Here is a 12,916-nt window from a genome sequence, read left to right as displayed (position 1 = left end):
AATTACCAAGACATTTTATTAAGACATTGTCATATTAAAGGACATATATTACATGGGCGCCTATCTTCTCGAATGGTTGAGTTTATTTTTCCGCTGGTTTCATGTTATCGCTGGGGTAGCATGGATTGGTGCATCATTTTATTTTGTGTGGCTGGATCTAAGTCTACGCAAGCCGCCACAGTGGAAAACAGACAAAGGTATCTCGGGTGATCTTTGGGCCGTACATGGTGGTGGGTTTTATGAAATTGCCAAATATAAACTCGAACCAGAGGAGATGCCAAAGACGCTACATTGGTTTAAGTGGGAAGCTTATACTACTTGGCTGACGGGTGCGGCGATGATGTCGATCGTCTATTATGCTAATGCAACTGCCTACCTGATAGACCCAAGCAAAGTGCCTTTTACCAGTATTGGTGCCATTGCCACTAGCTTGCTTTTCTTGTTCGGCAGTTACTTTATTTATGAAGTTATCGTACGCAGTCACTTGGGTAAAAATGCTTTTATCTTTAGTACGCTGATTTTTATCTTACTGGTCATCGCGAGCTGGGGCTCTTACCAGCTATTTAGTGATCGTGCTTCATTCATTCATATCGGTGCTATCTTAGGCACGGTGATGGTGGGTAATGTATTCTTCGGTATTATGCCAGCTCAGCGCGCACTCGTTGACTGTGTACGGCGCGGCGAAAAACCAGGCAAGGAAGTGGCTGAATTGGCATTACAAGCCAAGAACCGCTCATTAATGAATAACTATTTTACTCTTCCGCTCATCTTTACTATGATCAGCAACCATTACCCAATGATGTATGCTCATGAGAAAGGTTGGTTGGTATTGGTCTTCGTCGGTATTATCACTGCGACTGTACGTCATTACTTTAACCAAAAGCACTTAGGTCATAAAAAACCACGCTACTTGGTTATTCCAGCCGTATTAACTGTATTATTGATTATTTGGATGCGTCCTGAGCCAATTGAACCAGTGCCTGCAATGCCTGCTACTGCTTCAGTAGCAACTACCACGACTGAGAGCACACCACCAGCTACAAGCGCGTCTACCGACTCAAGTACTGACACCACTGCTAATGCTAATAGCAATTCTAATGATAGTGCTAATAACAGTGTTAGTAATAATGCGGCTACTACCGAAGCCTTACCTGTGAGCGCGTCAGCAGATGACGCCATGATGGATGTCGTGCATACGCGCTGTAGCACTTGCCATGCGGTTCAGCCAACACAACAAGGCTTTGCCGCGCCGCCAGCAGGTATCATTTTACAGACGCCAGAAGACCTAAAAATACATAAAGCTAAAATCGTCACTGCCGTACAGACTGGCTATATGCCGCTTGGTAATATTACTCAGTTGTCGGACGCAGAACGCCAACAGCTGGTAGCTTATGCATCAGCACTTTAATTGGCGATTAGAAAACAACTGTCATTTATGAGTAATATTCATATGAATATTTAAGGCTCTAAGCGATATAGGAACATAAATAATGAGTAAAAAAATTACCAGCGATTTTGATATCAGTACGTACCCGCGCGACCTAAAAGGCTATGCTGGCAACCCACCAAAAGCGAACTGGCCAGGTGGCGCAAAAATCGCTGTACAGTTTGTATTGAACATTGAAGAAGGTGCAGAAAATAGCGTCATTCATGGTGATGGACAATCAGAGCGTTTCTTATCTGATATTTTAGGCACACCAGAATTTAACAACCGTCACCAATCTATTGAGTCTGCTTTTGAGTACGGTAGCCGTGTTGGCGTGTGGCGTGTACTAGATATCTTTAAAGAGTACGGTGTTCCCATCACCACGTTTACTTGTGCTGCCGCTGCTGAAAAAACACCGCATATCATCGAACGTGTATTAGAAGACGGTCATGAGATTGCCAGTCATGGTCTACGCTGGATCACCTATCAGGATATGTACCGTGAGACGGAGCGCGAACATATTCGCTGTGCCACTCAAATATTTAAACGTATGCTAGGCGGACAACCTCTTGGTTGGTATACAGGACGTGATAGTCCAAATACTCGTGAACTGGTCGCTGAACAAGGTGGATATGCTTATGACTCTGACTCGTATGGTGATGAATTACCATATTGGCTCAATGTAAAAGTCCAAGATGGCAATATGATCACGCGCAAACCGCATTTAGTCATACCTTATAGTTTAGAGACCAATGACATGCGTTTTTCTTCTAGCCCGGGGTTCACCCATGCTGAACCGTTTTATCAATATCTCAAAGACAGTTTTGACACCTTATACGAAGAAGGCGCGCATACTCCTAAAATGCTGACCATCGGCTTGCATTGCCGCATTATCGGGCGCGCAGGACGTATCAAAGCGCTAAAGCAATTTTTGCAATATATCACCAGTAAGCCTGATGTATGGATATGCCGCCGTGACGATATCGCCAAGCACTGGTACGAAAACCACCCTGCTACGTTAGACAACACTGCTAACTGGATGTAAGATGATGTATCGTCTTTATACTCATTCTACTTAGCTGAGCGAATGCTAATTAGTATGGATTCATAAATAAAATAAGCCATACGTTATTAACAAACACTATCACTAAAAAAGGAATCATTGTGAGTCAAAATACTTCAGAAGTTGGGCAAATTATCTCAGCAAATAATCTACCTGATACCCTGCCAGCATTTACCAAAAAATCAAACGTCGCTGACAGTCGCTTGGGGGCAAAATCACTATTCGCTACCGATGATTTTTTTGCAGATAAAAGCCGTATTCTAAATCCTGATGCGCCTATCTTTGTCGTGGGTAAATTTGACAACAATGGTAAATGGATGGACGGTTGGGAAACACGTCGTAAGCGTCATTTGGGTTACGATTACTTGGTTATCCAACTTGCACGCCCAACCAAAATAGCCGGTCTCGATATTGATACCAGTCACTTTACGGGCAATTTCCCCTCTTCTGCCAGTGTCGACGCATTATACGCGCCCGAGCTGCTGCAGCAAAATGAAGCTGAGCTTTCTACTCTAAACAAAGAAGACTGGGATGGTAAAAACTGGCAGGCGCTAGTGGGTATGACTCCGCTACAGGGTCACAATCATGAGCTGATCGAAATTGATAATGAGCAAACGGTAACCCATATTCGTTTGAATATTTATCCAGATGGCGGCGTTGCCCGATTACGTGTCTATGGTGATATTCAACTTGATGCTAGTCTGAACAAACAGGGCGAGATGCTAGATTTAGCAGGCGCATTAAACGGTGGCCGTGCGATTGCTAGTAACGATGCGCATTTCGGTGCTGCTAGTAATTTACTGCTACCGACTAAAGCGCCTAATATGGGCGATGGTTGGGAGACTCGTCGTCGCCGTGAGCCAGGTAACGATTGGAGCATTATTGCGCTAGGCCAAGCAGGTATCGTTGATTCTATCGAGATAGATACTGCTCATTTCAAAGGCAATTATCCTGATAAAGTCTCTATTCAAGCCGTCTATTCACCAAATACGCCAGAGCAAACTTTAGTGACTCAGAGTATGTTTTGGGATACCTTACTTGAGCCGCAAAAGACCAATGCTGATGACATTCATCACTTTAGTAAAGACAAGCTTCAACTTGATAAACCCATTACTCATATTCGAGTCAATATCTTCCCAGATGGCGGTATCAGCCGTGTACGCGTGTATGGCAAAGTAGCTGAGGTTGATACTGACACTGAAGAGGCAAAATAATGAGTGTCATCCTAACGGCTACGCCCTTGACCAAGGCCAATTTTGCACCATATGGCTCGGTCATCGAGCGGTATGATGCCTCTGAGCAAACCGCTGACAATACTTATGAGATCAATAATGGCTACGCGGTTCGCCATCATGCACTTGCCGAAAGCAAGCTTGATGGTGGCTCAGTCGGTATGAGTATTTTTCGAGCCAAAAAACGTAATAATCCTATCGCCCTCTCCGTCATGGAGTACCATCCGCTTGGGACACAGGCGTTTGTGTCGATGGAAGGTCAGGACTATATCGTTGTCGTTGCGAAAGCTGGTACCCCCCCACAGTCTGCTGAAGATCTAGCCGTATTTTATGCTACGTCTCATCAAGGCGTACAGTATGATGCCAACGTTTGGCACCATCCACTGTTAGCACTTGGGTGCGATAGTGACTTTTTGGTGATTGATCGTATCAATGGCGAAGGAAATAATTGCCATGAGATAGATATCACAGCCTGGGATGTGTTTATTAAATTAGAAGAAGAAAGCAGCTAACCCGTTGCATTAAAGTCTATTATACGAACTTAAAGCCAGCTAATAAGAATTAGCTGGCTTTTTTATAATGACTGAACTTCTAAGCCCGATTTATATTGATTAAAAGATACTGTTATACAACCCAAGTTGGGGCATACAGATGTCTATTTTGGTGCTTTTACGACTCATTCGCTCATTTGTTAGCACTGTCTTTTGCATACCCTTAGAGTTAAGGAAATTAGGCGTAAGATTTGAGCAGATTTAGGGAGTATTTTGCCTATTTTATACATCAATCATAGTGAAAACCAGTAAATGCTAGAGAGCATAGCTTTTGTAGGTTCGTGGCACGATTATTGAATACTATTTAGTAGTAAGTACAAAAACGCTATTCGTCAATGTCTACTCAAAAAATAGAACTGACTAATGGCATGCTTATTACAAAGAGGCATTTAAGATAATTCAGATTCAATGGTATATGAAGGAGTCACATTTTGCATTTTGATTTACCAACCAGCCTACTCTCCAATTCATCTAGCCGAAAGCAAGCCTTCCTCAAACCGTTGTCAGTGATGACAGTTGCTATCGCCGCTTTCGGTAGCATGTCTAGTATCCATGCTGAGACGTCTTTTACTGACACAAGTATTTCCGTGCTTTATGGCAGTGATTATGAACTCGTAGAAGACGGAGAGCTGACGACCGCTACATTAGAACATGTGTCTGCGCACGACTGGGGCGGTGTGTTCTTCTTCGTCGATCGTAACCAAGGTGCTAATGATATTGAAAACAATAGATTTAGAGAAACTTACGGCGAGCTGTCTCCTACACTCAAAATGGCAACTTTTGACAACAGTTTTATTAAGCAAGTTAATTTAGCTGCTACTTATGAATTTGGCTCAAATAGTACTGGCTTTGACCAAGATAACTATCTGGTTGGTATTGGTGCAGATCTAAATGTACCTATTCCAGGAACGAAGTTTGCGTCGGCTACTTTATATCATGCCTTTAATGATAATACTGACGATGATCAACAAATCACCTTAACCTATGGTTGGGAGCGCAATAATTTCGTAGTAGATGGCTTTATTGACTATTCATTTAATAACGATGACATTGAAGATAATATCCATATCAATCCACAAATTAAATACAACTTACAAGAAGTTCTCGGTATTGATAATCGATTAGAAGTCGGTATGGAGTATAGTTATTGGAAAAATAAATACGGTGTTGATGGCGTAAATCAAAACTCTCCTAGTGCATTGGTAAAATTCCATTTTTAATATATAACAGAAACTAGCAATCAAAACCTCCGTTCCTATTGGATAGAAACAGAGGTTCATTTATATCTAAAAGAAGCGTCATTTGCTATTGAGGTAGTTAATGTGATTACAGCGCTGATAGATTTTCCTATTTATGCTGATAAAGTAGATTTGCAATATCGACTCACGCCTGCGATGACTGTTTGATTAATGACTCTATCATCGCCCAACATCATCAATACAAACAGCTGCTCTTCAAGCGTCTTAGTCTGTGCCATGCGTCGCTTAAGCAATTCAGTTGCCTCCATATCGATGACTACAAAATCTGCTTCTTTATTTGGCATAAAGTTACCAATTTTATTGTCCAATAATAGCGACTGTGCATTACCCAACGTAATTTGGTATAGCCCTTGATGAGCAGATAGCTGATTGTTTTGCAGTTGTTGGATTTTGTAGGCTTCTGACAGAGTCGTCAGCATTGATAGACTCGTCCCTGCCCCGACATCAGTCGCGATACTGACACCGGTATAACTCAACGTCTTGGGTAAATCGAACAATCCACTACCCAAAAACAGATTAGACGTTGGACAATGTGATATCTGTGTACCAGTCGCACGTAGGCGCTCGTACTCTGATGTCTCAAGATAGATTCCATGCGCCAAAGTGGTACGTCGACCTAGCAGTCCCATATCGTCATAGACATCCAAGTAGCCTTTATGATTGGGATAAAGCTGTTTTACAAAGGCAATCTCATCACGGTTTTCTGCTAAATGCGTCTGCAAATAAACGCTCTCATAACTGGCATACAGCTCACCTGCTAGCCGTAATTGCTTAGGTGTTGAAGTGATAGCAAAGCGCGGCGTGATAGCGACATGTTGACGTCCTCGCTCATGCCAGTTATCGATGATATTTTGGGTATCCCGAATACTTTGTTCAGCAGGCACGCACAGCTGCGCAGGCGCATTTTGATCCATTAGCACATTGCCCGTGATCATACGGGTATTTAGCTTATGACTTTCCGTAAAAAACGCGTCTGCCGATAACGGATGACTGGTAGAGAACACCATGGCACTTGTCGTACCATTAGCCAGCAGTTGGTTTAAAAAAAACTGTGCCGTATCATGCGCCACTTTTGGATCACTAAAATTGGCTTCAGTAACAAAGGTATAGTTATTAAGCCAATCAAGTAATTGCTCACCGTAAGCGGCGATCATATCTATCTGTGGATAATGCACGTGAGTGTCAATGAAACCTGGCATAATCAACTTATCGCGATAGTCATGTATCTTGACTGCTGGCTGGCCTACTTGCTCAGCCGTCTTAGCGTACTTTGCAAGTATGGTTTCGTTATGTCCATACTCTACGACGCACCCTGTTACGTCATCTACGACAAGCGCACCATCAGCGATATATTCAGGATAGACCCCTACACCTTCAATCACTGGTAGCAAACCTATATTTTGATCAATCGTCGACGTTTTTGAATGATTATAATGACTGGTATCAGATACGTTGGAGGTCGCGCGCTCAGTACGATCACTCTCAGTTAAATAATGTAGCAATCGAGCTTGATAGATATGTATGGTCATTCGTAGATTCCATAATGGTTTGATAGTACTGAGCGCTTTAATGATTTAATGAAAAGTATAAAATTTATATGAGGTGAGCCGTTCAAGAAGTAGCCTGATGATACTGTTGTAGGAGCTGTGCCACGATAGAAATCGCCACCGCCATCGGCTCTTTTCCGCCAATTTGCAATCCAATTGGCATGACCAACTGATTGACCAGTTGCCCACTGTAGCCACGCTGCATCAAACGATCTCTAAAACGCTTGGCTTTGGTTGCCGAGGCAATGCAACCTATGTAAGGTGTCAAAGTATCTGAGCATTTATCACGTGATGCGCTCATGTCAGAAATAGTATCTAATGCCGCCCGCACTAACTCGAAATCAACACTATGGTCATGAGTCATAACCAGAATAAAACGCTGACCACCCTGCTCGATAAATGGGCGTACAAAATCTACAGGCTCATCATCGATATGCGGTCGGATATGTGCCGGTAAGTTATACAGTGGTGATTGATTAGTAGTAGATTTATCCACTAAGTAACGCTTAAACATCTCTGGGCGACTGTCCACCCAATCTACCTGACAAGGTAGCTCAGATAGGATGGTCATTAGCGATGATGCCACATGCCCTGCTCCAAACACTAGTACTGACATCGGTGGCGTTACATTGAAGCATTCGAACATAACGGTGACGCTACCGCCGCAACACTGTGCCAACTTTGCACCTAGCGGGTAGTGCTTGGTGTAGACAGCATCACGGCGCACTGCTTTAGAAGGTATTAACGTGCTTTCACCGTCAGTTTCAGCGACTTTTGGTTTTACTTCTTTTGTTACCGTTGCCGCTATTTCACCATTCAATAGCTGCCGTGCCGTATTGACAACGTCGTGCTCTAGACCGCCGCCGCCTAGCGTATCCACGATACTATCTTGCGTGACAATCATTTTTGCCTGTAGCGCTCGAGGAGCAGATCCATTCACAGCCACGACCGTCGCCAACACGTGAGCAATGCCTTGCTGCTGATATTGCGCTAGACCTTCATACCAAACGACTGGCGGTGCTAACGACTCATTCACTGTGCGCAGGACCTCTTGCCCCTGCTACATTTGGATGCTCTATCGCGTTAGGCTGATCATCGGTTTGTTTACCTTCGACTTCTTTTGGATCGATGTCTTTAGCATGACGTACGTCTTGCGGCATTGCTTTTTCGTTGTAAAGGTCACTGTTCTCTTCTGCGCCTTTTACTAAACTATCAATCGTGTCTGTATCTGCTTTAGTTGTTAAATCCCACGACGTGCCTTGCATGCGCATCACTGCTTTTAGTACAGCTTCTGGCGTCGCAGGCATGGTCAGCTCTGGATTCTTTCTGTAATCGCCAAGGCTCGCGACCGCATTATTAAGGGCACACCAAACACTGGCTGCCAACATAAACGGCGGCTCGCCAACGGCTTTAGAGTTATAAATCGTTTGTTCTTCGTTTTTGCGATCGTACAATTTGACATTCCACTGCTTAGGTAAGTCATGCGCGGTTGGAATTTTATAATTAGCAGGACTATCAGATGCGAGCTTTCCTTTATCATTCCAGATCAGCTCTTCTGCCGTGAGCCAGCCCATACCTTGCACAAAACCCCCTTCAATCTGACCGATATCAATGGCAGGGTTGATCGATTGTCCTGCATCATGCAGCACATCACAGCGTAGTACTTGGTACTCACCTGTCAACGTATCAATCTCAACCTCAGCACAAGCTGCACCCAAAGCAAAGTAGAAGAACGGACGTCCCCATGCTTTAGAGCGATCATAAAATATCTTAGGCGTTTTATAGTAGCCAGTAGACGACAAGCTGATACGGTTCTGGTACGACAGTTGAATCATCTCAGCAAAAGTCAGTGTTTCTTTATCGCCAATATAGACATGGTTCTTTTCAAAGAGTATGTCTTCTTGCGCCACTTCGAAATGCTCAGCAGCAAATTCAAGTATGCGAGCTTTAATGCTTAGACAAGCGTTCTGTGCTGCCTTACCATTAATATCTGTCCCTGATGACGCGGCAGTTGGTGAAGTATTAGGCACTTTATCTGTGCGCGTCGCTGATACTTTCACCGTATCCAAATCCACATCAAATTCATTGGCAACAATTTGGGCGATTTTAATATATAAACCCTGCCCCATCTCCGTACCACCATGATTGAGATGGATACTGCCATCAGTATAAATATGTACCAATGCACCTGCCTGATTGAGCGTTTGCACTGTAAATGAAATACCGAATTTTACTGGCGTTAGAGCAAGACCCAAACGTTTATCACTGCCTTCAGCGGCAGCTTTTTGATTGGCTTCTAGGATTTGCTGACGGCGATTGTCATAATCGCAATCGTCTGCCAGTTTGGTCATGATGGTCGCCAAATCGAAATGCTCAATCGTCTGACCGTAATGGGTGCTTTGACCATCTTGATACAAGTTTGCCAAACGCACTTGTAATGGATCTTGCCCCAGCGTATAGGCAATATGGTCCATCATATATTCAGCAGTCATCAGACCTTGCGGACCACCAAATCCTCGATAGGCAGTATTAGATACCGTATGTGTCTTACAGCGATGACCCGCAACATGAGCAGCTGGATAATAATAGGCATTATCACAATGGAACATCGCTCTATCGACGATGGCGTCAGACAAATCTGGCGCGTAACCACACAAGCCAGCCAATTGCATATCAACACCTAATATACGACCAGACTCGTCTAAACCAACCTCATAGCGGTTGGCAAACTCATGACGCTTACCTGTCACGACCATATCGTCTTGCCGATCTAAGCGCATGCTGACAGGGACGTTATACTTTTTAGCGATAATACCGCACAGACATGCCCAAGCAGCAGCTTGTGTCTCTTTACCACCAAAACCGCCACCCATACGGCGTACGACTGTGTTTACCGCATGAAATGGTAAGTCGGTCACCTCAGCGACCAGTTGCTGTACTTCGCTTGGGTGCTGTGAAGAGGTATACACTTCTAGCCCGCCATCGTCACAAGGCACGACATAAGACACTTGGCCTTCGAGATAAAAGTGCTCCTGCCCGCGCATATGAATATGACCTTCAATGCGAATCGGTGCGTTCTCAAGCGCAGTCGCCGCGTCACCACGCTTCATAAAATGACTCGGACGCACAAACAACTCTTGCTCTAACGCTTTATCAATACTAAGTACTGCTGGCAATGGCTCATACTCTACCACTGCCTTGGTAGCCGCTTTTTTGGCAGCGCGATGACTGCTCGCTACTACTACAAATAGCGTCTGACCCACATACTCTGTGATGTCATCCACCATCAGTGGCTCACCGTCGAACACCGCACCGATATCCGTCTGCGCAGGTAAGTCTTTAAAACTTAAAACATCTACCACCCCATCCGCATCTCTAACAGCGCTTAAATCCATGTTCAATACACGTGCATGGGCGTGGCTACTTTTACCTACTGCCAGATGTAGCGTGCCTTGCGGTTTTGCAATATCATCCACATAAGTCGCCGTCCCCATGACATGGCTAATCGCACTATCATGCTTAGCCGAGGTACCAATTTTGTTTTTTGGCGGACGCACGCGGCGGATACTATAACTGTCAAATAAGGACGAATGATGGCTCATAATGGATCTCTTTAATTGATGCTTTTTTATTTTTGGCAAATATAAGAATTAGGCAGTATCAGCAAACAACGCTATTGGTTAAGTAGTCTCTATTTGACTATCTGCTACCAACTGTTTACCGCACTTCACCAGTAAACGTTGTACCACATGTGAGCGATATTCACGGCTGGCTCTGACATCGGTCATAGGCGTAACGTCTGCAGACAAGACTTGTGCTGCCTTTTCAAAACTTGCAACTTCAGCCGCTTGCCCAACGAGCGCTTGCTGACACCTTACAGCTAATAATGGTATGGCCGCCATGCCGCCAAGCCCAAGTTTTGCATCCTCTATTGTCATGCCATCTGCTGACACATCAATTCGCGCAGCCAATAGACACGCTGAAATATCATCCTCATAGCGCTTGCTAATTTTATGAATGAATAAGTGCTGATTGTCATGAATCAAAGGAATATGAATAGCGACAATATAGCTGCCTGCTTGCAGTTTGGTCTTTTTATAATCTAAGAAAAATTCCGATAATGGTATGATCTCATCTGTATAAATAGCGTCGCTATTATTTGAATCGCTACTTGATTTTTCACGATTAGGTACACAATGACGCAGATGAATTGACGCATCTAATGCCAATAGAATCGGTGGCAAGTCACCAATCGGCGAAGCGTTAGCGATATTGCCGCCGATGGTGCCCATATTACGAATTTGCGGAGAAGCAATACGCTCAAATACTTGCGCAAAGCTTGGAAAATACTGCTCAAGCACAGGCAACATCTGCTGATAGCTCATGCCAGCGCCCAGTATCAGTGACTGGCTAGAGACCTGATTGTTATCCGCCTCTGTATTGCTCGAGTCAGACTTTGTGTCAAATAGCGACCATGACTTTAGTGCCTCAACACCTGAAAGCTGGATAATAACCTCATGATCAACCAAATGCTGGGTTACGCTCAATCCCAAATCCGTACCGCCTGCCCAAATCGTTGCTTGTGGATTGGCTGCTAAGACTTGATTCAGCTCATCTAATGTTTTAGGCATATATAACTGTCGCCCAGCATCATTGAGTGCAGGTGCAATAGCTTTCGGCTTTTGATTTTGTAATTCGGTTGGCTCGTTGTTAGAAACTACTGACTTCCCTGTACTGCCCATTGCATCTGTCGCTAAACTGATAGTTAGGTCTTTCACCGCTGACTGCTCTGCTTCTCTCTGCTGACCGATATCACTCATCAGTAGGCCCGCCTCAATAATCGGACGATAACCTGTACAGCGACATAGGTTGCCGGATATTGACGAAACCACTTCATCATAGCTTAATTGCTTGGCATCGCTCCGACTCGCTGCATTTTTACTTGTCTGTATACGGTTATTTTCGTAAACGCAGGCAAGTGACATCACAAATCCAGGCGTGCAAAAACCGCACTGCGACCCATGACAGTCAACCATCGCTTGCTGCGCTGGATGAAGTAGTGCACGGTCTGGATGATTTTCAGGGTTATCTGCCAAGTAAGAGGCTGTCATCAGATGGTGACCATCCATGAGCGACACTAGCGTAATGCAGGAGTTGACTGTATAGAACGGTGGCGTCGTATTTTTTTCATCACCATTTTCAGTATTAAGCACTTGCTGGCTAGTATTAGGCAGGCGCTGAACCATCACGGTACAGGCACCGCAATCACCACTACCACAGCCTTCCTTCGTATCCGTTTGGCCTTCATGCAATCGTAGATACTCAAGCACCGTCGTATTAGGGTTAATCTGGGTTAGCTCGTGGCGTTTCCCATTTAAGTAAAAACTAATCATAGCAAGACTCGGCTAAAATAAAATAATGAAGATAAGCATAAGGCTTAAGGAATTTGGTGGCTTAAATGCTGAACGTAAGCGCTTGGTTAGTATCATATTGCAACCGTTTAAATACGGCTCTACTGTTTTATAATTTCTAAGGTATGTGCGGCTTTGCTTACTAGCACATTTTTATCATACGAGAGGATTGGATCGGGTAAAGCTCACTCTCTATACCAGATATAATTGGCTGCAAACATTAGCGTTCATCGAACAATTTTGTTAGAAAACTCGTACGTTAGGATACTTGACTATTTGGTCAGCTTTCAACATATTATCACTATTCTTATTTATAACACAACCCGTTAAAATGCCTATAGATACTATCTCACCGTTGGCGAATAATTGGTGGATAACTCAAACATAAGAAAATAGCTATACGTTTTGTAGACCTTATTCATAGTCA

9 protein-coding genes are annotated in these 12,916 nt (G+C 44.0%); 5 read left to right on the top strand and 4 right to left on the bottom strand.

Annotated elements, in window-relative coordinates; all coding sequences use genetic code 11:
• Positions 1-52: 52 nt before the first annotated feature.
• The 5 genes from ACT3QR_RS01875 (at position 53) to ACT3QR_RS01855 (ending at position 5,492) form a co-directional block, all read left to right on the top strand.
• Positions 53-1,408, top strand: a complete 1,356-nt coding sequence (locus tag ACT3QR_RS01875) for a urate hydroxylase PuuD (RefSeq protein WP_444519693.1) — start codon at positions 53-55, stop codon at positions 1,406-1,408.
• Positions 1,409-1,490: 82 nt separating this feature from the next.
• Entirely contained in the window at positions 1,491-2,471 is a 981-nt protein-coding gene (gene puuE, locus ACT3QR_RS01870) for an allantoinase PuuE (protein ID WP_444519692.1), read from the top strand.
• Between the two features lie 149 nt (positions 2,472-2,620).
• Complete coding sequence (gene alc / locus ACT3QR_RS01865) at positions 2,621-3,703, top strand: allantoicase (protein ID WP_444519845.1); 1,083 nt, start codon at positions 2,621-2,623, stop codon at positions 3,701-3,703.
• The gene (locus tag ACT3QR_RS01860) at positions 3,703-4,233 is read left to right on the top strand and encodes an ureidoglycolate lyase (protein WP_444519691.1); all 531 of its coding nucleotides are present in this window, start codon (positions 3,703-3,705) and stop codon (positions 4,231-4,233) included. The genes alc and ACT3QR_RS01860 overlap by 1 nt, the downstream gene beginning before the upstream one ends.
• Before the next feature lie 470 nt (positions 4,234-4,703).
• A complete protein-coding gene (locus tag ACT3QR_RS01855) occupies positions 4,704-5,492 on the top strand; it encodes a DUF5020 family protein (protein ID WP_444519690.1) in 789 nt (262 codons plus the stop codon).
• 131 nt (positions 5,493-5,623) lie between these two features.
• On the opposite strand, the gene guaD is transcribed toward ACT3QR_RS01855, so the two are convergent.
• The 4 genes from guaD to ACT3QR_RS01835 form a co-directional block, all read right to left on the bottom strand.
• Positions 5,624-7,060: a guanine deaminase gene (guaD, locus tag ACT3QR_RS01850; protein WP_444519689.1), complete on the bottom strand. Its 1,437-nt coding sequence runs from the start codon at positions 7,058-7,060 to the stop codon at positions 5,624-5,626.
• 82 nt (positions 7,061-7,142) lie between these two features.
• Entirely contained in the window at positions 7,143-8,114 is a 972-nt protein-coding gene (locus ACT3QR_RS01845) for an XdhC family protein (protein ID WP_444519688.1), read from the bottom strand.
• Entirely contained in the window at positions 8,107-10,680 is a 2,574-nt protein-coding gene (gene xdhB / locus ACT3QR_RS01840) for a xanthine dehydrogenase molybdopterin binding subunit (protein ID WP_444519687.1), read from the bottom strand. The genes ACT3QR_RS01845 and xdhB overlap by 8 nt, the downstream gene beginning before the upstream one ends.
• Before the next feature lie 78 nt (positions 10,681-10,758).
• Entirely contained in the window at positions 10,759-12,471 is a 1,713-nt protein-coding gene (locus ACT3QR_RS01835; protein ID WP_444519686.1) for a xanthine dehydrogenase small subunit, read from the bottom strand.
• Between the last annotated feature and the right edge of the window lie 445 nt (positions 12,472-12,916).

This window comes from Psychrobacter sp. AOP7-B1-25 (genome assembly GCF_052376195.1).
Classification (GTDB): Bacteria; Pseudomonadota; Gammaproteobacteria; order Pseudomonadales; family Moraxellaceae; genus Psychrobacter.
This window is presented reverse-complemented; position numbering and strand designations above follow the sequence as displayed.

What these genes read in the sequence shown, in the direction of transcription:
- ACT3QR_RS01835 (WP_444519686.1), bottom strand. Translation starts at nt 12,471, where the DNA reads ATGATTAGTTTTTACTTAAATGGGAAACGCCACGAGCTAACCCAGATT.
- guaD (WP_444519689.1), bottom strand. Translation starts at nt 7,060, where the DNA reads ATGACCATACATATCTATCAAGCTCGATTGCTACATTATTTAACTGAG.
- ACT3QR_RS01860 (WP_444519691.1), top strand. Translation starts at nt 3,703, where the DNA reads ATGAGTGTCATCCTAACGGCTACGCCCTTGACCAAGGCCAATTTTGCA.
- xdhB (WP_444519687.1), bottom strand. Translation starts at nt 10,680, where the DNA reads ATGAGCCATCATTCGTCCTTATTTGACAGTTATAGTATCCGCCGCGTG.
- puuE (WP_444519692.1), top strand. Translation starts at nt 1,491, where the DNA reads ATGAGTAAAAAAATTACCAGCGATTTTGATATCAGTACGTACCCGCGC.
- ACT3QR_RS01875 (WP_444519693.1), top strand. Translation starts at nt 53, where the DNA reads ATGGGCGCCTATCTTCTCGAATGGTTGAGTTTATTTTTCCGCTGGTTT.